The sequence below is a fragment of the Sphingomonas sp. BK481 genome, from assembly GCF_014194875.1.
GTDB classification, from domain to species: Bacteria; Pseudomonadota; Alphaproteobacteria; order Sphingomonadales; family Sphingomonadaceae; genus Sphingomonas; species Sphingomonas aerolata.
The window spans coordinates 325,102-345,747 of sequence record NZ_JACIAP010000003.1 but is presented as its reverse complement, the minus strand read 5'-3'; the positions used below and the strand labels follow the sequence as shown (position 1 = coordinate 345,747).

The window sequence follows — 20,646 nt, the reverse complement described above, 5'->3', positions numbered from 1 at the left end:
CCAGACCGATGAACGACCTTTCCGCCAGCCGTGATGGCGACGCCGAGCGCGTCGCGACCTCCCCACCGATGATCGCGGCCGAGCCCGATGGCGCGCCACGCATCGCGGTGCTCGATATCCTGCGCGGGATCGCGATCCTGGGCATCCTGTTCATGAACATCAACGACATGGGCGGGTCGCTCTACGCGTCATTCGACGATATCCGGCATTTCGGCTGGACCACACAGGACCAGATCGCCTGGTGGCTGCGCGAGGTGATCGCCAACGGCACCGCCCGCTGCATGCTCGAGATGCTGTTCGGCGCCGGGATGGTGATCCTGACCGACCGCGCCGCGCAGCTGGCGGGGACGCGCGTGGTGATGAAGCGCTATTATGCGCGCAACCTGCTGCTGTTCGCGTTCGGCGTGGTGCACATCCTCGTCCTGCTGTGGCCGGGCGACATCCTCCACACCTATGGCCTCGCGGCACTGATCGCCTTCCTGTTTCGCGGACTGCGCCCCCGCCTGCTTCTGACCATCGGCCTGTCGGCGGCGGCGCTGCAGTTCGCCGGCGGCACCTACGGCTATGTCTCCACCACGCAGACCCAGGCGCAGGTCGCCGCGATCGAAAGCGCGCAGCGCGCCGGGCGACCGGTCACCGCCGCGGACCGCACGCTGCTGACCAAGGTCGCCGAGGGGGCTGCAAGACGCGCCAAGACCAAGGCCGAGGATGCTGCGCGGATCGCCGCCGAGGACAAGGCGCGTACGGGCAGCTTCATGACCTGGGCGGCGTATCAGTGGAGCGTCATCGCCTATCTGCAGAGCCGTGGGCTCGAGCTGGTGTTCGTGTGGGAAGCGGCCGGCGTGATGCTGATCGGCGCGGCGCTGTACAGGCTCGGCATCCTGCAGGGCGGACGATCGCGCGCCTTCTATGCGCGGATGACGCTGGTCGCTTACGGGATCGCGATCCCGCTGCGGATGATCGGCGCGGCGGAGCAGATGCGCTTCGATACCGCGCCGAAGACGCTCTGGGCGACCGCGGAGGTCAGCCGGCTGGCGATGACACTCGGCCATGTCGGCGCCGTCCATCTGCTGGTCGGGACGATCCTCGGCGCGCGGCTGTTGCGGCCCTTCGCCGCCGCCGGCCGGACCGCGCTGTCGCTCTACGTGCTGCAGACGATCATCGGCCTGTGGATCCTGTTCCCGCCCTTCGCGCTGGGGTTGTACGGCCAGTTCGGATGGGCCGCGCTGATGGGGATCGCGCTGGCGATCAATATCAGCCTGTTGTGGCTCGCCAATGCCTATCTGCGCACGTTCGGCATCGCGCCGGTCGAATGGGCGTGGCGGTCGCTTCTCGAGCGGCGCCGGTTGCCGTGGCGCAAAACACGTATCACCCCCGCCATGCGGCCGGCATCCGCCTAGTCATCCTCGTCCTCGAACCCGACCAGCGCCAGCGCGCGCGCCTTGATCTGGCGGGTCATGCACCAGTGGACGAGCGCATCCTCACGGCCATGCGTGACCCATACTTCGCGCGGTGCGATCTCGGCGAGCGTGTCGATGAGCTCGTCCCAGTCGGCATGGTCGCTCAGGATCAGCGGCAATTCGACATTCTTCTGCCGCGCGCGCCCGCGGACGCGCATCCAGCCGCTCGCCATCGCGGTGATCGGGTCGGGCAGGCGCCGCGACCAGCGATCGTTGAGCGCGCCGGGCGGGCACATCACGACATGCCCCGCCATGTCGGCCTTCTTGGCGTCCGCAACCGGCAGCAGGGTGCCGAGACGGACGCCGTGATCGACGTAGAGATCGCACAGCCGCTGGAGCGCACCATGAATGTAGATCGGCGCCTCGTGCCCGCGCGCGCGAAGTTCGGCGATCACGCGCTGCGCCTTGCCGAGCGCATAGGCCCCGACCAGCACGCAGCGGTCGGGATTGGCGTGCAATGCGGCGATCAGCTTGTCGATCTCGTCGCCGGTATCGGGGTGGCGAAAGACCGGCAGGCCGAAGGTCGCCTCGGTGACGAACACGTCGCATTTGACGGGCTCGAACGGCGTGCAGGTCGGATCGCTCCGCCGCTTGTAATCGCCCGAGACGACGACCCGTTCGCCGCGATAGTCGAGCACGATCTGCGCCGAACCCAGCACATGGCCGGCGGGGACGAAACCGATATCGACCTCGCCCATGCGGATCGTCTCGCCATAGGCGACCGGATGACCCGATTGCGGACCATAGCGCGCGTCCATGATCGCCAGCGTCTCGGGCGTCGCCCAGACCGCGGCATGGCCGCCGCGCGCATGATCCGCATGACCGTGCGTGACGAGCGCCCTTTCGCTCGGGATCGACGGATCGATCCACGCGTCGATCGGCTTGACGAGGATGCCGTGCGGGTGCGGTTCGAGCCAGTCGCCGAGTTTTGCCATCACGCTACTACGCCCGAGCCGCGGCTGCGGTGCCACGCGTGGCAGCAGAGCGGCACATACGCGGCCGCCTAGCGCCGCCGGCCGACCTTGACCGACTTCAGGATCGCATCCATCCGCGCCGCGGCGACCGCCTGGGTCGGTGCATTGCGCGGCGGCGGCGATCCCGCCTTGGCCGCATAGGTGATCCGGTCGACCGCGTAGCAGGTGCCGCCAATGACGCTGCGCAGCGTGAGCGCTCGGACCTGCTGGCTCATCCCGGCATCGCCCGTCTCATAGGTCGTCCAGCGCTGACCGCCGAGCGTGCGATCGGCGAGGCGGCGGCTGTTCGCCGATGTCAGCCCGTCGGTGGTGCAGCGCGCGATCACCGCCGTGCTCCGGCTGAAGCCGACCTGGATCATCTCGGTCACCTGCCCCTGCCCGTCGGTCGGCTTTGCGACCTGCCAGAACCGGACGATGCCGACGCCCCGCCCGGGCAGCGTGCCGTCCCACATCGTCCGCCAGCCGCTGGTCATCAACGCGCGACCTGCAAAGTTGCGCGTCGGGGGCAGGGTCGACGGATAGGCGAGGCGAACGGTGCCGCCTGCGCCGACGAACTTCTGCGTCGCCGCCGTCGCATTGGCAAAGGGCAACAGCGCGATCAGGGACAGCGGCGCGAGATGGCGAAGAATCGACAAGGTTGGTCTTTCACAGGCTAAACAGATCGATGGTCCGACAAATTGCCGACCGGGTGAGCGCCGTCCATGGCGTTGCGGCATAGTGCACCCATATGACGACCATGCGTGAACAGGCCGTGAGCGACCTTCCCCCCCAACTTGACGACTGGTTTGCGACACGGGGCTGGCGGCCGCGCCGGCATCAGACCGACATGCTGGCGCAGGGGCGCGCCGGGCACCACGCGCTGCTGGTCGCGGCGACGGGGGCCGGCAAGACGCTCGCTGGCTTCCTGCCGACGCTCGCCGAGTTGATCGAGGAGCCGACCAGCGGGCTCCACACGCTCTATGTCTCGCCGCTGAAAGCGCTCGCGGTCGACGTCCAGCGGAACCTGCTGACGCCGATCGAGGAGATGGGCGTCGACATCCGCGTCGAGACTCGCACCGGCGACACGCCGTCGGACCGCAAGGCGCGGCAACGCGTGAAACCGCCGCAGATCCTGCTGACGACGCCCGAATCGCTCTCGCTGCTGCTGAGCTATCCCGACAGCATCACGATGTTCGAGGGCATCCGCACGATCGTGATCGACGAGGTCCATGCGTTTGCGACCGGCAAGCGCGGCGACCTGCTTTCGCTGTGCATGGCGCGGTTGCAGACAATCTCGCCGGGCATGCGCCGCGTCGCGCTGTCGGCGACGGTCGCGGATGCCGACGGCTATCGCGCGTGGCTCGCTCCCGACGGCGATATCGACCAGGTCGCGATGGTGCAGGGCGAGGCGGGCGCGGATCCGGACATCGCGATCCTGCTGCCCGAGGGTCGCATTCCGTGGTCGGGCCATTCGGGCCGCTATGCCGCCGAGCAGGTGATGGCGGAGATCGAGAAACATGCGACGACGATCGTGTTCTGCAACACGCGCAGCCTCGCCGAGCTGATCTTCCAGGATCTGTGGAAGGTGAATGCGAACACGCTGCCGATCGGCGTCCATCACGGCAGCCTCGCGCGCGAGGCACGACGCAAGGTCGAGGGCGCGATGGCGGAGGGCAAGCTGCGCGCGCTGGTCGCGACCGCCAGCCTCGACCTCGGCGTCGACTGGGGCAATGTCGACTGCGTGATCCAGATGGGCGCACCCAAGGGTTCGTCGCGGCTGCTCCAGCGGATCGGCCGCGCCAATCACCGGCTCGACGAGGCGAGCAAGGCGATCCTCGTCCCCGGCAACCGGTTCGAATATCTCGAGGCGCGCGCCGCATTGGACGCGGTCGAAGCGGGCGAGCTCGATCCCGACCTGTTCCGCGTCGGCGCGCTCGACGTGCTGGCGCAGCATGTGATGGCGTGCGCCTGCGCCGCGCCGTTCCGCGAGGAGGACCTGCTCGACGAGGTCCGCTCGGCCCTCCCTTATTCCGCGCTGCCGGCCGAGACCTTCTCGCGCGTGCTCGGCTTCATCAGCGACGGCGGCTATGCGCTCAAAGCCTATGACCGGTTCAAGCGGCTGACGCAGGATGCGGACGGCACATGGCGGATCAGCCACCCCAAGTTCATCGGCCAGCACCGGCTGAATGCGGGGATCATCGTCGAGGCGACGATGCTCAACGTGCGGTTCGGCAATGGCCGCGCGCTCGGCCGCGTCGAGGAAGGCTTCGCGGCGCAGCTCAGCCCCGGCGACACCTTCTTCTTCGCCGGGCTCAGCCTTGAAGTCATCAAGATGGACACCGAGGACCTGGTCGTCCGCGCGACCTCCAAGCCTGCGCGGATCCCGACCTATGGCGGCAGCCGGATGCCGCTGTCGACCAACCTCGCCGACCGCGTCCGCGGCTTCCTCGCGCATCCCGGCGAATGGGCGCGGTTTCCCGACGATGTGCGCGAATGGCTCGAATATCAGCGGTTGCGCTCGGTCCTGCCCGAACCCGGGCAGCTGCTCGTCGAGACCTTCCCGCGCGAGGGGCGGCATTACATGGTCGCCTACAGCTTCGAGGGGTGGAACGCGCACCAGTCGCTCGGCATGCTGATCACGCGGCGGATGGAGACGCAGGGGCTCAAACCGCTCGGCTTCGTCGCGAACGACTATGCGCTGGCGGTGTACGGGATCGACAAGATCACCGACCCGGCATCGCTGTTCTCCGCCGACATCCTCGAACATGAGTTCGTCGACTGGGTGCAGCAATCGCATCTGCTCAAACGCGCGTTTCGCGAGGTCGCGGTGATCGGCGGGCTGGTCGAGCGCCAGCATCCCGGCAAGCGCAAGACCGGGCGCCAGGTCACCTTCTCGACCGACCTGATCTATGACGTGCTGCGCAAATACGAGCCGACGCATTTGCTGCTGGAAGCCGCCTGGACGGATGCGCGCGCGCGGATGACCGATGTCGGGCGCCTGGCCGGGCTGCTCGACCGTGCGGCGGAGACGATGCTGCATGTCGATCTCGAGCGCGTGACGCCGCTCGCGGTGCCGATCCTGACGCTGATCGGGCGTGAGAAGGTCGCCACCAACACGTCCGACGATGCCCTGCTGATCGAGGCGGAGGCGTTGGCGGCCGAGGCGATGCGGATCGACTGAACGGACCCGAGACGAACCAGGGACGAACGACTTGTCGTCCGTCGGTTTCGGGCGCAGCATCGGGTCATGCGCAGGTGGTCAGGCCCGGTGTTGCTCATCATCGCTGCCCCGGCTGCGGCCCAGCAGTCTGCCCCGGATGCTACTCCCCAAGCCGCCGCCCCGCCCGCTTATGCTGCACCGGTCGATGATGCAGCATCCGCAGCAAACACGGTGATGCTGTTCGGGCAGGACGAGAGCAGGATGACCGTGCCCGTGTCGATCGCGGGCACCAGTCCGCAGAAGTTCGTCGTCGATACCGGCGCGCAACGCACCGTGATCTCGCGCGAGCTTGCGGCGGTGTTGCGGCTTGCGCCCGGCCGGATCGTCCGCGTCACGGGCATGACCGGATCGGACAGCGTCGCGACCGTGATCATCCCGGCGCTACGGGTCGGCACGATCGACAGCCCGGCAATCGAAGCGCCCGCGATCGCCGCGCAGAATCTGGGTGCGCTGGGGCTGCTGGGGATCGACACGCTGCAGGGACGCGCGGTGGGGATCGATTTCGACACCCGCACGATGACCGTGACGCCCGCCCGCCGGCGCAACCGCCGCGAGCGAACCGAGCGGGGCGAGATCGTGGTCCGGGCGCGCAGCCTGTTCGGCCAGCTCGTCGTCACCGACGCCTATTGCAACGGCGTCCGGATCCGCGTGATCATCGATACCGGGTCGTCGGTCAGCATGGGCAATGCCGCACTGCGCCGCAAGCTGTTGCGCAAGCCGGTCCGGTCGCAATCGATCGCGCTGACCGGTGTCACCGGACAGACGGTGATGGCGGACTATTCGACGATCGATCGCGTCATGATCGGCAGCCTGACGATCACCAGCCTGCCGATCGCGCTGACGGCCGTCGACGCCCCGCCCTTTCGCCAGTTCGGCCTGGCGGAACGGCCCGCGATCCTGCTCGGCATGGATGCGCTGACGTTGTTCCGCCGCATCGACATCGACTTTGCCAATCGCGAGGTGCGGCTTGCCCTGCCGCGCAATGTCACGCAGCGTTGAGGTTGCGTGATCGATCATTCGCTGCAACGCTGCTGCAATAAACGATCAAGGGGACGACGATGCGCGCAGTAAGCAGGGTGATGGCGGGAGTGATGCTGACGGCCAGTGTCGTCACCATGCCCGGTACGGGATTTGCGCAGAGCCGCCCCGACCAGAAGGCGTTCTTCGGACTCTACAAGGAGCTGGTCGAGACCAACACGACGCTGTCCTCGGGCAGTTGCACTCAGGCCGCGGCGCAGATCGGCGCACGGCTGAAAAGCGCGGGCTATGCCGATGCCGACATCACCTATTTCTCGGTGCCCGAGCATCCCAAGGATGGCGGGCTGGTCGCGGTGCTGAAGGGGTCGGACGCGTCGATCAAGCCCATGCTGCTGCTCGGCCATCTCGACGTCGTCGAGGCCAAGCGCGAGGACTGGGTGCGCGATCCGTTCACGCTGATCGAGGAAGGCGGCTATTATTATGCGCGCGGCACCGTCGACGACAAGGCGCAGGCGGCGATCTGGTCCGACGCGATGATCCGCTTCAAGACATCGGGCTACACGCCGAAGCGGACGATCAAGCTCGCGCTGACCTGTGGCGAGGAGACGACGTTCGCGTGGAACGGCGCGCAATACCTCGCCGCGAGCAAGCCCGACCTGATCGCTGCCGAATTCGCGTTGAACGAGGGCGGCGGCGGGCGGCTCGACGATACTGGCAAGCGCCAGTTGCTGGCGATCCAAGTCGGTGAAAAGGCCGCGCAGAATTACACTTTCACCGCGACCAACCCCGGCGGGCACAGCTCCCAGCCGACGCCCGACAATGCGATCTACGAACTCGCCGACGCGGTGAAGGCGGTGCAGAACCATGAATTCCCCGTGACCTTCACCGACACGACGCGCGCCTTCTTCGCCGCGAGTGCAAAGGCGATGCCGGGCACGATGGGCGACGCGATCACGCGCCTGCTCGCCAACCCGCAGGACAAGGCGGCGGACGCGATCGTCAGCCGCGACAAGGCGATGCATTCGACGCTGCGCACCACCTGTGTCGCGACGCTGCTGAGTGCGGGCCATGCCGAAAACGCGCTGCCGCAGCGCGCGGCCGCGAATGTGAACTGCCGGATCTTCCCCGGCGAGACGGTCGACGGCACGCTGGCCAAGCTGAAGTCGCTCGCTGGTACCAAGGTGAGCGTGACCGCGAACCAGCCGGTCCGGCCGACCGCGATCCCGCCGACGCTCGATCCCAAGATCATGGGCCCGGTTACGAAGGTCGCGGCCAAGCACTTCCCCGGCCTGCCGATCCTGCCGCTGATGTCGACCGGTGCGACCGACGGGATCTTCTTCGAGGCGATCGGCATCCCGGTTTACGGCGCGCCGGGCGTCTTCATCGACAAGGACATGGGCGGCATCCACGGCCTGAACGAACGGATCCGGGTGGCGTCGCTCTATGACGGCCGCGACTATCTGTACGATCTGGTCAAGGCGTTCGCGGGATGACCGCTCGTCCCTCTCCCCCCGGGGGAGAGGGAGGGAGGAGCCGCAGGCGACGGAAGGGTGAGGGGCATTGGGATCATCGTCCGTAGCCTCAAGCCCCTCACCCTTCCCACCCGGCTTCGCCGTGCGGGCCCCTTCCCTCTCCCCCTAGGGGAGAGGGAGTCTAGACCGTCACCTGCTCGCCGAGTTCGAGCACCTTGCCGGGCGGAATCCGCAGGAAATCGGTCGGATCGCTCGCGTTGCGCTGCAGGAACATGAAGATCCGGTCCTGCCAGGGCGGCATGCCCTTTTCCGCGTCGGGCTTGAGCGTGTTGCGACCGATGAAGAACGACGTCCGCATCGGGTCGAGCCCGAGCTGCTCGGTCTTCGCGCCGACGCCGAGATCGCGCGGCACGTCGGGAGATTCCATGAAGCCGTAGGTCAGCACGACGATCGAGAAATTGTCATCGACCCGCTCGACCTTGGCGCGGCCCGCTTGGTCGACGAACGGGCGATCCGCGGTGCGGATGCTGACGATCAGGTTGCGCTCGTGCAGAACCTTGTTGTGCTTCAGATTGTGGAGCAGCGCGCCGGGCGTGGCGTGCGGATTGGCGGTGAGGAACACCGCGGTCCCCGACACGCGTTCGGGCGGGCGCTTCTCGAGCGCGGCGGCGAGGTCGCTGAGCGGGATGCTCTGCCGCTTCTCGAACGCGCTGACGATCTTCTTGCCGCGCACCCAGGTGAAGATGATCAGCCCGATCGACGCCGCGATCACGAGTGGCACCCAGCCCCCCTCGATCACGCGCAGGATGTTCGCGCCGAAGAAGATCAGGTCGAGCGTGAGGAACGGCAGGATCGCGGCGAGCGCCAGCGGCCGCGACCAGTTCCAGCGGTGCCGCACGACGATATAGGCGAGCAGCGTGGTGACGACCATCGTGCCGGTCACCGCGATACCGTACGCCGCAGCCATCGCCGACGAGGTCTTGAACTGGATCACCAGCACCAGCACGCCGATCAGCAGCAGCCAGTTGATCGCGGGGAGGTAGATCTGCCCGGCGAACACCGCCGATGTCTGGCGGATGCGTAGCCGCGGCAGCAGGCCGAGCTGGATCGCCTGCTGCGTCAGGCTGAACGCGCCGGTGATCACCGCCTGGCTGGCGATGACCGTCGCGAAGCCCGCGAGAATGATCAGCGCGGGGCGCAGCGATTCGGGTGCCATCAGGAAGAACCAGTCCTGATTGACGAACGGGACGCCCCGACGCGCGGCATCCTCGAGCTGCGACAGCGCGAACGCGCCCTGCCCCAGATAGTTGAGCGCGAGCGCCGGAAAGACCAGGAAGAACCAGCCGATGCGGATCGGCATCTTGCCGAAATGGCCCATGTCCGCGGTCAGAGCTTCCGCTCCGGTGACGGTCAGGAACACCGCGCCGAGCACGAACAGCCCGGTGACTCCGTGGGTCGCGAGAAACGCGACGCCGTAGGTCGGCGAGAAGACGCGGACGATCGAGGGTTCGTCGGCGATATGCCACACGCCCAGCGCACCGATCGCGACGAACCAGACGATGCAGACCGGACCGAACAGCTTCGAGACATGCGCCGTGCCGCGCGACTGGATCACGAACAGGACGATGAGAATCGCGATCGTCAACGCGCGCACCACGCCCTCGTTGAATATATGCGCCGCGCTCGGGATCGTGCGCAGCCCTTCCATTGCCGAGAGGACGGACAGGGCCGGCGTGATGATCGCATCGCCGTAGAACAGCGACGCGCCGGCGGCCCCGAGCACGATCGCGATCTTCGACCGGACCCCCAGCGCGCGCCGCGCGAGCGCTGCGAGTGCAAGCACGCCGCCCTCGCCCTGGTTGTCCGCGCGCATCAGGAAGATGACGTATTTCACCGTGACGACGAGGAACAGCGACCACAGCGCCAGGCTGAGCACGCCGAGAATCTCGCTCGGATCGATCCCGCCCGCAGCGCTCTGGCCGAGCGCTTCGCGGAAGGCATAGAGCGGGCTGGTGCCGATATCGCCGAACACCACGCCGATCGCCCCCACGGTCAGCGCGGCGAGCGCCGGATGCGGGTGAAGATGCGCCGCCGACAGATCGGTGGACGTTTCAGCGGGCTGGGGTGTTCCGGCGACGGACGACATGGCGCGAAAAGCGCTCCTCCTGATGGGACGGCGCGCTTTACGCCGATTGCAGCCATGCGCAAGTGTTCGACGCTGCGCCGCACAATCGCTTGATTCGAACGTCGACCGACGGCATGGCCACCTGATGGTTCCCTTTTCGTTCGGCGGACACACGCTTTCGGCGCTGGCGGCAGGTGCGGTTTACTGGCCCGCGCGACACGCCTTGCTGGTCGCCGACCTGCATTTCGAAAAGGCGAGCTGGTTCGCCAGCCGTGGCCAGATGCTGCCACCTTATGATTCGATCGCGACCTTGACCGAACTCGCCGCCGTGCTCGATGCGACCGGCGCGACCGAGATCTGGTGTCTCGGCGACAGTTTCCACGACAGCGACGGCTGCGACCGGCTGCCGCAGCGCGCGCAGGAGATGCTGCGCGCCATGACGCAAAAGACGCACTGGACCTGGATCACGGGCAATCATGACCCGATGATCCTCGACCGGTGCGGTGGCACGGTCGTCGACGAGGCCTGTGTCGATGGCCTGGTACTGCGCCACGAGGCCGATCCCCGTGAAACCCGACCCGAACTCTCGGGCCATTTCCATCCAAAATTGCGGCTTCGGCTGCGCGGCAAGCAAGTCGCGCGGCGGTGCTTCGTCGCGACGGAGAGCAAGCTGATCCTGCCCGCCTTCGGATCACTGACGGGCGGGCTGGACGTCGACCATCCCGAGATCATCCGCGCGGTGGGTCCTGGTGCGCAGGCGCTGTTGCCGGTCGCGGACCGGATGCTGCGGTTTCCGGTCGCCGCGCAGCGACCGGACACGCGGATCGCCGTATCCGCCTGACGCGATCAGCCAGCGTCAGCTGGCGATCGTCGGGAAGGCCTTGCGGAACGCCGCGAGCTTGGGCTTGTCCCAGGCGACGATGTAGGGGTGCGTCGGGTTCCGGTCGAAAAAGTCCTGATGATAGGCTTCGGCAGGATAGAAGCTGCCGGTTTCGAGCGTCGTGACGATCGGCCGCGCGAACGCCCGCGTCTGACCGAGTTGCGCGATATAGGACCGTGCGACCTGCGCCTGCTGCGGGGACTGCGGGAAGATCGCGGAGCGATAGCTGGTGCCGCTGTCGGGACCCTGGCGGTTGCGCTGCGTCGGATCATGCGCGATCGAGAAATAGACGCGCAACAGCGTGGCGTAGCTCACGACGCGGGGATCATAGCTGATCCGCACCGCCTCGGCATGCCGCGTGGTTTCGCTCGACACCTGCTCGTAATTCGCGGTCGCCTTCGTCCCGCCGGCATAGCCTGCGGTCACGCCCTTGACGCCGCGGACATGCTCGAACACTGCCTCGAGCCCCCAGAAACAGCCACCCGCCAGCACTGCGGTCTGCAGGCCGCCCGTCCGCGGGACATCGACGGTCGCGGCCGGGATGATGACCGCGCGCTCTGCCTGGGCCGAACCGGTGGCGATGACCGCACCGGCGAGTCCGACGGCGGCGAGCGTTGCGAAAAGGGGCGTGTGCATGTTGATCATGTGGGGCGTCTCGATGACGTTTCCAGCCCCGGCGCGGAATGCCTTTCGGCGACCGGTCACCGGGATCCAGCAGGCTCAGCGCTGGGCGGGAGCGGTGTGCACGGGCGCGCCATACACCGGCTGCGTTGCCTCGGCGGGCTGGAACGCAAGGAGACCCAGCGCACCGAGAACAAAACCGCCAGTAAACTGCCAGAGAAAGCTCGACTTGATAAGATTGCGCATCATGCGCTCCTGTTGAAATCAGACTTGGCGTGATCCCGGTGGATCACGTCAGCTACGACCCAGCATGTCGTGGGGATGCCGCGTCTTCACAATGCCGTTTTATGAAACGGTCGATTAACGCGATGTGGCCAATCCGTTCATCCGCCAGCAGGGTTGCTGGCGGATGTCCGGGCATGTCCACGATGTTGCCGGGCGTGCCGGATCAGCGCAGCGCGGCGCAGGCGGTCTGGATCCGCGTGCAGGCCTCGCGCAGCAGCGTGTCCGACGTGGCATAGCTGATCCGGAACGCCGGGCTGAGGCCGAACGCCGCGCCCTGCACGACCGCGACCTTGGCATCGTCGAGCAGATAGCCGACCATCGCCTCGTCGGTGTCGATCAGCCGACCGTTCGGCGTCGACTTGCCGATCAGCGCGGCGAACGACGGATAGACGTAGAACGCCCCCTCGGGCGTCGGGCATTCCATGCCGTCAATGTCGTTCAGCATCGACACGACCAGATCGCGGCGGCCCTGGAATGCGGTGTTGCGCTCGGCAAGGAACGACTGGTCGCCGTTAAGCGCGGCGACGGCGGCGGCCTGCGCGATCGAGCACGGGTTCGAGGTCGACTGCGACTGGAGCTTGGCCATCGCCTTGATCAGCCAGCTCGCGCCGCCCGCATAGCCGATCCGCCAGCCGGTCATCGCATAGGCCTTCGAACAGCCATTGACGGTCAGCGTGCGCTCGAACAGCTCGGGGCACGCCTCGGCGATCGTCGCGAACCTGAAGCCGTCATAGACGATATGCTCGTACATATCGTCGGCGAAGATCCAGACATGCGGGTGCTTCGCGAGCACCGCGCCCAGGGCCTTCAACTCGTCGATCGTGTAGCCGGCGCCGGTCGGGTTCGACGGCGAGTTGAGGATCACCCACTTGGTCTTCGGCGTGATCGCCGCGTCGAGCGCCTCGGGTGCGAGCTTGTAGCCGACTTCGGGGCCGGCCTTGACGATCACCGGCACACCGCCGGCGAACTGGACGACGTCGGGATAGCTGACCCAATAGGGCGCGGGGATCACGACCTCGTCGCCCGGATCGATCGTCGCGACCATCGCGTTGAACAGGGTGTGCTTGCCGCCGACGTTCACGCTGATCTGGTCGGTGGCATAGGTCAGGCCGTTGTCGCGCGCGAACTTGGCGGCGATCGCCTGCTTCAACTCGATCGTGCCGTCGACATTGGTGTATTTCGTCTTGCCGTCGCGAATCGCCTGGATCGCGGCCTCCTTGACGAAATCGGGCGTGTCGAAATCAGGCTCGCCCGCCCCCAGCCCGATCACGTCGACGCCGGCGCGCTTCAGTTCGAGCACACGCGACGTGATCGCGAGGGTCGGCGAAGGGCTGATGCGGCCAAGGGCGGCGGATGCGTGCATGGTGAAACCTCTGCGGTTGACCGCAGCGGCGCCTGCGGAATTCGCGCGGGCTATACGCCGCGATCGCCTGATTTCGCAACCGCAACAACGGCCGGAACGAGCCCACGTACTGCATTTCCCATACGGAACCCGTTGGCGAGGTCGGCGCGCGTCAACCGTCCCTCGACCGCCTGGCCGCTGGCGAGCAGATCGGCGCGCAGCACGCCGGGGATCAGCGCGCCCACAGGCGGGGTCACTAGCACCCCGTCACGCGGCACGAACAGCGAGGTGAAGCTGCCCTCCGTCAGGAAGCCGTCGGGCCCCTCGAATACCACTTCGGTGGTGCCCGCGGCACGCCGCGCGTCGTCGTAAAAGGCGCGGTCGCTGGTCTTGTGGCGCAGCCGGATATCGGCGGGCGCGACGGGCAGCGGGACGATCGCGACCGTCATCTGCGCGGGCGTGACCGGCATCGGACCGACCTGAATCGCGACCGCGCCCGATGCCGCGACGACCAGCCGGATCCGCCGCGGACCGCGCAGCCGGAAGGTCGCCGCCTGCAGCTCGTTCCGAACGGCGTGACGATCGAAGCTGAACCCCAGCGCCGCAGCACTCGCGGTCAGCCGGGCGAGATGCAGTTCGAGCCGCATCACCCCGTGTTCGGGATCGAACGCCATCGTCTCAATCAGGTCCAGCTTGCGCTGTCCGGCGGTGACGAAGGCCGCCTTGTCCGCGCATTCCTGCCATTCCTGGTCGGCGACGCTGTCCGCGACGATCCCCGAGCCGAGTCCCATCACCGCGTCACCGTCGCGCACCGTCAGCGTGCGGATCGCGACGTTCAGCGCGGCGTCGCCGCCGGGATCGAACCGGCCGATCGCGCCGGTATAGAGGCCGCGAGGGCGGGCCTGCTCGACCTCTGCGATGACCTCCATCGCGCGTTGCTTGGGTGCGCCGGTGATCGAGCCGCAGGGGAACAGCGCGGCGAGCACATCGATCGCATCGCGACCTGGGGTCAGCCGCGCGGACACCGTCGAGGTCATCTGGTGGACGGTCGGATAGGTCTCCACCGTGAACAGGTCGGGGACCGAGACACCCTGCGCGACCTGCGACAGGTCGTTGCGCATCAGGTCGACGATCATCAGATTTTCCGCGCGCTGCTTCGGATCGGCGGCCAGCTCCTGGGCAAGGCGGCGATCGACGTCGGGCGTCGCGCCGCGCGGCGCGGTACCCTTCATCGGCCGACAGGTCAGCCGATCGCCCTCGAGCGTGAAGAACAGTTCGGGCGACAGCGACAGACAGGTTTCGTTGCCCGTGTCGATCAATGCGCCATAGCCCGCACGCGCCTGGCGTCTGAGGCGGGCATAGAGCGCGCGGGGATCGCCGATGAACGGCACGGTCGCGGCAAAGGTCAGATTGGCCTGATAGATGTCGCCCGCCGCGATCAGCGCGAGCAGCCGCGCGATTCGCGCATCATAAGCGTCGCGGTCGATCTGCGGCTGCGGCGGCCCGACCCAGATCCCGGCGGGATCGGGCAACAGCGCGGGCAGCGCCGCCGCGGGGATCGTCTCGTAGCGCTCGAACAGGCCGAACCACAGCAACGGGCCGTCCGGCGGGCCGGTATCGACCTTACGCGACGCGAACGTCATCCCCGCCTCATAGGCCAGCATCCCCGCGGCATGCAGCCCCTCGGTCAGTCCGCGGCGGATCTCGGCAAGTGCCGGTTGCACGGCATCGGGGGTGTCCGCGCGAACGACCCGGACAGGCCGATCGTACAGGCGCGCGGGGCCCCCCGCCTCCCGGGCATCATCAAGCAGCACGAAGGGCGCAGTCCACATCGTGCCGACTGATGCACGGGGCGACAGGCAAACCGCAAGCGGCGATTGCCCGAAACCGCCCGCCGCCCTATTTTGCCGGAATGACAAAGACCTCCCTGCCGCCGCTGCGTGCCGCGATCATCCCCGTCACGCCGATCCAGCAGAACTGCACGTTGCTGTGGTGCACCGCGACGATGAAGGCGGCGGTGGTCGATCCCGGTGGCGACCTGCCGCGAATCAAGGCGGCGATCGCGGAGGCGGGCGTGACGGTCGAGAAGATCCTGCTGACGCACGGGCATATCGACCATGCCGGCGAGGCGAAGGCGCTGGCCGACGATCTGGCGGTGCCGATCGAGGGGCCACACGAGGCCGACCGCTTCTGGCTCCAGCGGCTCGACCAGGACGGGCCGAAATACGGGATCGCCGGGGTCAATTTCGAACCCGACCGGTGGCTGGTCGAGGGTGACCGGGTGTCGGTCGGCGATCTCGTTCTCGATGTCTACGAAACGCCGGGGCATACCGAAGGCCATGTGATCTTCCATCACGCGCCATCGAAATTCGCGCAGGTCGGCGACGTGCTGTTCCAGGGGTCGGTCGGGCGATCGGACATGCCCGGCGGCAATCACCGGGTGCTGCTGTCGTCGATCGTCGAAAAGCTGTGGCCGCTGGGCAGCGACACGAGCTTCATCCCGGGTCACGGCCCCGCGAGCACGTTCGCGCATGAGCGCGCGACGAACCTGTTCGTGAGCGATCGGGCACTGGCGGCGTAGGTCCCTGTTCTCCTGCGGATGCGGGAGAACACCGGGAAGCAGATGTCCAACGCGCCAATCACCCCACCAAGGCGAAGGCCGGGGCCCAGTTGGGGGACCAAGATTGGTGGAGGTAGCGCGCCGTTACTGCAACCTTCCCAACTGGACCCCGGCCTTCGCCGGGGTGGTAGCGAATGTGGGTTGAGTCCTACTTCCGCTCCCCCGCGCTTTCAGCCCGAACCGACTTGAACTCGGAGTCGTCGCGCCACTCCGGCCAGAGCCGGCTGTTCGCCAGCTTCGTGCCGATCGTCTGGAACAGACCGACATCCTGCGCCGCGCCGCGCAGATCCCAGTCCGCACTCCAGGCGTCGCACGTCTGGTGATAGCATTTCATATAGCCGTCGAGCCACGCCTGCCCCGCCGGGCGACCACCCGTCGCGAGGTCGGACGCACCGCTGATCGCCATCAGCAACAGCGTCGGCACGCCGCGCCGCGCGACCGAGAAATGATCCGCGCGGTAGAACAGCCCCCGTTCGGGGAGGGCTTCGGGGGTTACGACACGGCCCTGCGCCTTCGCGGCATCGCCCAGCATGTCCTCGAGGCTGTTCTGGCCCGCGCCGACCAGCAGGACGTCGCGCGCCGGCCCTGCCGTCTGGAGAATGTCGAGCGTCAGGTTGGCGACCGTCTTCGCCGCGGGATAGACCGGTTTCACCGCATAGGTTTCCGATCCGAGCAGCCCCCGCTCCTCCCCGCTCCACAACGCGAAGACGAGGCTGCGATCGGTACGCGGCGCGGCGGCAAAGCTGCGGGCAAGGCCGAGCACGCCCGCGACGCCGAGCGCGTCGTCATTGGCACCCGGGCGGATCGTGCGGCCCTGCGCATCGGGCGCGCCGACGCCATACGCATCCCAGTGCGCCCCGAACATCACCACTTCGTCGGGACGGGTCTTGCCGGGCAGCATCGCCAGCACGTTGCGGCTCTCCGCCGTGTCATGACGGACGGGAAGGTCGGTCGTGAACCGCTGCTTCAGCGCGACGGGGCGGAAATCGCTATGCCGCGCGGCCTTGCGCAATGTGGCGAGGTTGAGCCCGGAGGCGGCGAACAGCCGGGTCGCGGCGGCCCCTTCGATCCACCCCTGCAGCAGCACGCGCGACGTCGGATCCTCGCGCACGATGTCGTAATTCTCGCCCGCGGGTGCGGTGACCGTCGCCCAGCCATAGCCGGCACCCGGGGTGTCGTGGACGATCAGCGCCGCCACCGCACCGCGCCGCGCGGCCTCCTCGAACTTGTAGGTCCAGCGTCCATAATAGGTCATGCGGCGATCGCCGAACCGGCCCTTGGCATCGTCGCCCGCCACCGCCTCGAAATCGGGGTCGTTGACCAGGAAGACCGCGACCTTGCCCTTCAGGTCGAGACCCTTGAAGTCGTCCCAGCCGCGTTCGGGCGCGGTGACGCCGTAGCCGACAAAGACCATCGGCGCGTCGGCGATCGCGACACGGTCGACCCCGCGCACCGTGCTGAGATAGACGTCGCGGCCCTGAACCAGCGGCGTGGCCCCGGCGCGCACACTGCCCTGCCCCAGCCGCGTGTGGACCAGCGGCACCGCCTGCGTCCAGCTGCCGTCCGGCCCGCCCGGCGACAGCTTCATCGCCTTGAACTGCGCTATGAGCCAGTCGATCGTCCTGGTTTCGCCCGCGGTTCCCGGTGCCCGGCCCTCGAACGCGTCCGACGCCAGCGTCCTGACATCGGCGGACAGGCGCTCGGGCGAGATGGCGTCCTGCGCTGGGCCGTCCTTCGCAAGGCCGGGCGTCGCGACCGCGAGCAGCATAGGCGTGGCGAGGAGGGCGGCGACATTCCGGACGATGCTCATGCGCGACCCTCGATCGGTGCGGTCTGGAACGTCGTGACCGACGGCGTGGCACCGGCCTGATAGGCGATCGCGAGTGCCCAGCCCGCGAGCAGCGCCATCAGCGCCCAGGTTGCGAGTGCGCCACCCGCGCGCGGCAGGTTCGACGTCGTCTTGTCCATGCCGAAGGCGTGGGCGATTCGCGCGACGACGAAAACGACTCCGGCGATCCACAACCAGCGGGGCGATCCGCCACCCAGTTCGATCAGCGCGAACAGGATCAGGATGAAGGGCGCATATTCGACGAAATTCGCCTGCGCCCGCATCCGCCCCTGCAGGACCGGATTGCCATTGTCGCCCAGCAGGACATTGTCCTTGAGGCGAGTCGGCACGATCCGGAAGGCCAGCCAGAGATTGATGACCGCGGCCGCGGCGGCGATCGTCAGGGTTACGGGCAGGATCATGGAGCTTATTCCTCGATGTTTCCGGTGTGCGCGGGTCGTGCCACTGTGCCACCATGCTTGCAACGCAGGCGATTATCGCTATAGCGCCACGCTTCGCGATGCGTCAGGCCGTATGGTAGCTCACGCGGCCGACCTTAACAGTCGGTTGCCGACTCCTTCGTCCGGGCCTATCGGAGCCCCGACCTTTATAAAGAACAAGGTGCCGAAATGGCCGTCCCCAAGAGAAAAACCTCGCCCTCCAAGCGCGGCATGCGCCGTGGCCACGATTCGCTGACGATCGCGGCATTTCAGGAGTGCCCGAACTGTGGCGAACTCAAGCGCCCGCACAACCTCTGCACGTCTTGCGGCCACTATAACGGTCGCGAAATCCTTTCGGTCGAGGGCTGAGCCCTTACCTGAGCGAAGGACGTGAGCATGCCCGACAGCGCCTGGATCGCCGTCGATGCGATGGGTGGCGATGACGGGCTGGCGGTAATGCTGGCGGGTGTCGCGCGTGCGCGACGCCAGTTTGACGGCATGCATTTCCTGCTGGTCGGTGACGAAACCGCGATTCGCGACGGGCTGAAAGCCCATCCGAATCTCGAACTCAACTCCGAGATCGTCCACGCCCCCGAGGTGGTTGGCTCGAGCGACAAGCCGAGCCAGGCGATTCGTCGCGCCAAGACGACATCGATGGGCATCGCCATCGATCTCGTCAAAAAGGGGCGTGCCGCAGCCGCGGTCTCGAGCGGCAATACCGGCGCGCTGATGGCGATGGCCAAGCTGTCGCTCAGGACCCTGCCGGGTATCGATCGCCCGGCGCTCGCCGCGCGTCTCCCGACGCTTGGCGACACCGACATGGTGATGCTCGACCTCGGTGCGAATACCGAGTGCGACGCGCGCAACCTCGTCCAGTTCGCGATCATGGGCGGCGCCTATGCACGGACCGCGCTTGATATCGCGCATCCGCGTGTTGCGCTGCTTAATATCGGCAGCGAGGACATGAAGGGCACCGACGAGATTCGCGAGGCCGCCGCCATGCTGCGCGCGACGCCCAAGCTCGACATGGATTTCACCGGCTTCATCGAAGGCGACCGCCTGTCGCGCGGCGATGTCGACGTCGTCGTGTGTGACGGCTTTTCGGGCAATATCGCGCTCAAGACCGCCGAGGGCACTGCGCGATTCGTCGCCGACCTGCTCAAGCGCGCATTCCGCAGCTCGGTCCGGTCGAAGCTCGGCTTCCTGATTTCGAAGCCCGCGACCGAATTGCTGCGCGATCATCTCGATCCCAATAATCACAACGGCGCGGTGTTTCTCGGGCTCAACGGCATCGTCGTCAAAAGCCATGGCGGCGCCAATGAGCGCGGCGTGGCGACGGCGATCGGCAATGCCGCCAAGATGGTGAGAAACGACCTCGTCCGCCGGATCAGCGACGATCTGGGCAACGTCAAGGAAGCCGCATGATCCGTTCGGTCATTACCGGCACCGGATCGGCCCTGCCGGTCCGCCGCGTCTCGAATGCGCAACTGGCGGAACAGGTCGACACCAGCGACGAATGGATCGTCGAGCGCACCGGCATCCGGTTCCGTCATATCGCCGGCGAAGGCGAGACGACCGCGACTCTGGCGGCGGATGCCTGCCGCGCGGCTCTCGCCGTAGCAGGCGTGAACGCGCAGGACATCGACCTGATCGTGCTCGCCACCGCGACGCCCGACCAGACCTTCCCCGCCAGCGCCACCAAGGTGCAGGCGATGCTCGGGATCGACGACTGCGTCGCGTTCGACGTCGCCGCGGTGTGTTCGGGTTTTCTCTACGCGGTCCAGGTCGTCGACAGCATGATCCGCAGCGGCGTCGCCAAGCGCGCGCTGGTGATCGGCGCCGAGACGTTCAGCCGGATCCTCGACTGGGAGGATCGCACGACCTGCGTCCTGTTCGGCGACGGTGCGGGCGCGATCGTGCTCGAGGCGCAGGACACCGCCGATGCGGACGGTCGCGGGATCCTGACAACCAAGCTGCACGCCGATGGGCGACACAACCAGCTTCTCTATGTCGATGGCGGCGTCTCGACGACCGGGACGGTCGGCAAGCTCAGGATGAAGGGCCGCGAGGTGTTTCGTCACGCGGTGACCAACCTTGCCGCCGTCATGACCGAATCGCTGGCGATGGCGGGCTTGTCCGCGGACCAGGTCGACTGGGTCGTGCCGCACCAGGCGAATGCCCGGATCCTCGATGCGACCGCGCGCAAGCTGGGCCTTGCCCCCGAGCGCGTCGTCGTCACCGTCGACCAGCATGCCAACACCTCCGCGGCGTCGGTACCGCTCGCGCTCGACGTGGCGGTCCGTGACGGACGGATCCAGCAGGGCCAGATCGTCGTGCTCGAGGCGATGGGTGGCGGCTTTACTTGGGGTGCGGCGGTCATCCGCTTCTAAACGCAACTGAAAGCCAGTTGCAATTTGTCCGA

The 20,646-nt window shown here is 67.3% G+C and carries 18 protein-coding genes; 9 read left to right on the top strand and 9 right to left on the bottom strand.

The features are described 5' to 3' along the window. The first annotated feature begins 8 nt into the window (after positions 1-8). On the top strand, positions 9-1,400 hold the full coding sequence (locus tag FHY04_RS07930; RefSeq protein ID WP_260171389.1) for a DUF418 domain-containing protein: 1,392 nt from the start codon (positions 9-11) through the stop codon (positions 1,398-1,400). On the opposite strand, the gene FHY04_RS07925 is transcribed toward FHY04_RS07930, so the two are convergent. Together FHY04_RS07925 and FHY04_RS07920 are read right to left on the bottom strand one after the other, a co-directional pair. Then, the gene (locus FHY04_RS07925; protein ID WP_183936184.1) at positions 1,397-2,395 is read right to left on the bottom strand and encodes a ligase-associated DNA damage response exonuclease; all 999 of its coding nucleotides are present in this window, start codon (positions 2,393-2,395) and stop codon (positions 1,397-1,399) included. The two genes, FHY04_RS07930 and FHY04_RS07925, sit on opposite strands and share 4 nt — an antisense overlap. 68 nt (positions 2,396-2,463) lie before the next feature. Further along, positions 2,464-3,069, bottom strand: coding sequence for a hypothetical protein (locus FHY04_RS07920; protein ID WP_183936041.1), 606 nt, complete (start codon positions 3,067-3,069; stop codon positions 2,464-2,466). Between the two features lie 116 nt (positions 3,070-3,185). On the opposite strand from FHY04_RS07920, the gene FHY04_RS07915 reads away from it, so the two are divergent. From FHY04_RS07915 to FHY04_RS07905, 3 genes are all read left to right on the top strand, one after another. Further along, complete coding sequence (locus tag FHY04_RS07915) at positions 3,186-5,594, top strand: ligase-associated DNA damage response DEXH box helicase (RefSeq protein ID WP_311724122.1); 2,409 nt, start codon at positions 3,186-3,188, stop codon at positions 5,592-5,594. A 66-nt stretch (positions 5,595-5,660) separates the two neighbouring features. Continuing rightward, positions 5,661-6,632: an aspartyl protease family protein gene (locus FHY04_RS07910; RefSeq protein ID WP_183936039.1), complete on the top strand. Its 972-nt coding sequence runs from the start codon at positions 5,661-5,663 to the stop codon at positions 6,630-6,632. 80 nt (positions 6,633-6,712) lie between these two features. Continuing rightward, on the top strand, positions 6,713-8,104 hold the full coding sequence (locus FHY04_RS07905; RefSeq protein WP_409349155.1) for a M20/M25/M40 family metallo-hydrolase: 1,392 nt from the start codon (positions 6,713-6,715) through the stop codon (positions 8,102-8,104). A gap of 160 nt (positions 8,105-8,264) precedes the next feature. Here FHY04_RS07905 and FHY04_RS07900 read toward each other — a convergent pair whose 3' ends face one another. After that, entirely contained in the window at positions 8,265-10,229 is a 1,965-nt protein-coding gene (locus FHY04_RS07900) for a potassium transporter Kup (RefSeq protein WP_042466152.1), read from the bottom strand. Positions 10,230-10,353: 124 nt separating this feature from the next. On the opposite strand from FHY04_RS07900, the gene pdeM reads away from it, so the two are divergent. After that, the gene (pdeM, locus tag FHY04_RS07895) at positions 10,354-11,049 is read left to right on the top strand and encodes a ligase-associated DNA damage response endonuclease PdeM (RefSeq protein WP_183936037.1); all 696 of its coding nucleotides are present in this window, start codon (positions 10,354-10,356) and stop codon (positions 11,047-11,049) included. A 15-nt stretch (positions 11,050-11,064) separates the two neighbouring features. Here pdeM and msrA read toward each other — a convergent pair whose 3' ends face one another. The 4 genes from msrA to pabB form a co-directional block, all read right to left on the bottom strand. Next, positions 11,065-11,724, bottom strand: a complete 660-nt coding sequence (msrA, locus tag FHY04_RS07890) for a peptide-methionine (S)-S-oxide reductase MsrA (protein ID WP_183936036.1) — start codon at positions 11,722-11,724, stop codon at positions 11,065-11,067. An 84-nt stretch (positions 11,725-11,808) separates the two neighbouring features. Then, entirely contained in the window at positions 11,809-11,955 is a 147-nt protein-coding gene (locus tag FHY04_RS07885; RefSeq protein WP_166746496.1) for a hypothetical protein, read from the bottom strand. A gap of 202 nt (positions 11,956-12,157) precedes the next feature. Beyond that, positions 12,158-13,357: a pyridoxal phosphate-dependent aminotransferase gene (locus FHY04_RS07880; RefSeq protein ID WP_183936035.1), complete on the bottom strand. Its 1,200-nt coding sequence runs from the start codon at positions 13,355-13,357 to the stop codon at positions 12,158-12,160. Positions 13,358-13,407: 50 nt separating this feature from the next. Then, positions 13,408-15,168, bottom strand: a complete 1,761-nt coding sequence (pabB, locus tag FHY04_RS07875; protein WP_183936034.1) for an aminodeoxychorismate synthase component I — start codon at positions 15,166-15,168, stop codon at positions 13,408-13,410. Between the two features lie 80 nt (positions 15,169-15,248). On the opposite strand from pabB, the gene FHY04_RS07870 reads away from it, so the two are divergent. Beyond that, the gene (locus FHY04_RS07870) at positions 15,249-15,917 is read left to right on the top strand and encodes an MBL fold metallo-hydrolase (RefSeq protein ID WP_031394761.1); all 669 of its coding nucleotides are present in this window, start codon (positions 15,249-15,251) and stop codon (positions 15,915-15,917) included. Positions 15,918-16,104: 187 nt separating this feature from the next. On the opposite strand, the gene FHY04_RS07865 is transcribed toward FHY04_RS07870, so the two are convergent. Both FHY04_RS07865 and FHY04_RS07860 read right to left on the bottom strand, forming a co-directional pair. Continuing rightward, positions 16,105-17,724: a M28 family metallopeptidase gene (locus FHY04_RS07865; protein WP_183936182.1), complete on the bottom strand. Its 1,620-nt coding sequence runs from the start codon at positions 17,722-17,724 to the stop codon at positions 16,105-16,107. 38 nt (positions 17,725-17,762) lie between these two features. Next, positions 17,763-18,206: an MAPEG family protein gene (locus tag FHY04_RS07860; protein WP_056406758.1), complete on the bottom strand. Its 444-nt coding sequence runs from the start codon at positions 18,204-18,206 to the stop codon at positions 17,763-17,765. A gap of 207 nt (positions 18,207-18,413) precedes the next feature. Here FHY04_RS07860 and rpmF point away from each other — a divergent pair, with 207 nt between their 5' ends. From rpmF to FHY04_RS07845, 3 genes are read left to right on the top strand one after another with little or no spacing between them, the layout of a single operon-like run. Next, positions 18,414-18,593 carry a 50S ribosomal protein L32 gene (gene rpmF, locus FHY04_RS07855; RefSeq protein WP_031438822.1) on the top strand — a complete coding sequence of 60 codons (180 nt, stop codon included), beginning with the start codon at positions 18,414-18,416 and terminating at the stop codon, positions 18,591-18,593. Positions 18,594-18,620: 27 nt separating this feature from the next. After that, positions 18,621-19,649: a phosphate acyltransferase PlsX gene (gene plsX, locus FHY04_RS07850; protein ID WP_031395324.1), complete on the top strand. Its 1,029-nt coding sequence runs from the start codon at positions 18,621-18,623 to the stop codon at positions 19,647-19,649. Then, complete coding sequence (locus FHY04_RS07845; protein WP_183936033.1) at positions 19,646-20,614, top strand: beta-ketoacyl-ACP synthase III; 969 nt, start codon at positions 19,646-19,648, stop codon at positions 20,612-20,614. The genes plsX and FHY04_RS07845 overlap by 4 nt, the downstream gene beginning before the upstream one ends. Positions 20,615-20,646 lie beyond the last annotated feature (32 nt).

Bases quoted from the DNA above. Each gene is read 5' to 3' on its own strand.
- FHY04_RS07930 (WP_260171389.1), top strand. From the start codon at position 9: ATGAACGACCTTTCCGCCAGCCGTGATGGCGACGCCGAGCGCGTCGCG.
- FHY04_RS07925 (WP_183936184.1), bottom strand. From the start codon at position 2,395: ATGGCAAAACTCGGCGACTGGCTCGAACCGCACCCGCACGGCATCCTC.
- FHY04_RS07910 (WP_183936039.1), top strand. From the start codon at position 5,661: ATGCGCAGGTGGTCAGGCCCGGTGTTGCTCATCATCGCTGCCCCGGCT.
- FHY04_RS07905 (WP_409349155.1), top strand. From the start codon at position 6,713: ATGGCGGGAGTGATGCTGACGGCCAGTGTCGTCACCATGCCCGGTACG.
- FHY04_RS07900 (WP_042466152.1), bottom strand. From the start codon at position 10,229: ATGTCGTCCGTCGCCGGAACACCCCAGCCCGCTGAAACGTCCACCGAT.
- pdeM (WP_183936037.1), top strand. From the start codon at position 10,354: ATGGTTCCCTTTTCGTTCGGCGGACACACGCTTTCGGCGCTGGCGGCA.
- msrA (WP_183936036.1), bottom strand. From the start codon at position 11,724: ATGCACACGCCCCTTTTCGCAACGCTCGCCGCCGTCGGACTCGCCGGT.
- FHY04_RS07885 (WP_166746496.1), bottom strand. From the start codon at position 11,955: ATGCGCAATCTTATCAAGTCGAGCTTTCTCTGGCAGTTTACTGGCGGT.
- FHY04_RS07880 (WP_183936035.1), bottom strand. From the start codon at position 13,357: ATGCACGCATCCGCCGCCCTTGGCCGCATCAGCCCTTCGCCGACCCTC.
- pabB (WP_183936034.1), bottom strand. From the start codon at position 15,168: ATGTGGACTGCGCCCTTCGTGCTGCTTGATGATGCCCGGGAGGCGGGG.
- FHY04_RS07870 (WP_031394761.1), top strand. From the start codon at position 15,249: ATGACAAAGACCTCCCTGCCGCCGCTGCGTGCCGCGATCATCCCCGTC.
- FHY04_RS07865 (WP_183936182.1), bottom strand. From the start codon at position 17,724: ATGCTGCTCGCGGTCGCGACGCCCGGCCTTGCGAAGGACGGCCCAGCG.
- FHY04_RS07860 (WP_056406758.1), bottom strand. From the start codon at position 18,206: ATGATCCTGCCCGTAACCCTGACGATCGCCGCCGCGGCCGCGGTCATC.
- rpmF (WP_031438822.1), top strand. From the start codon at position 18,414: ATGGCCGTCCCCAAGAGAAAAACCTCGCCCTCCAAGCGCGGCATGCGC.
- plsX (WP_031395324.1), top strand. From the start codon at position 18,621: ATGCCCGACAGCGCCTGGATCGCCGTCGATGCGATGGGTGGCGATGAC.
- FHY04_RS07845 (WP_183936033.1), top strand. From the start codon at position 19,646: ATGATCCGTTCGGTCATTACCGGCACCGGATCGGCCCTGCCGGTCCGC.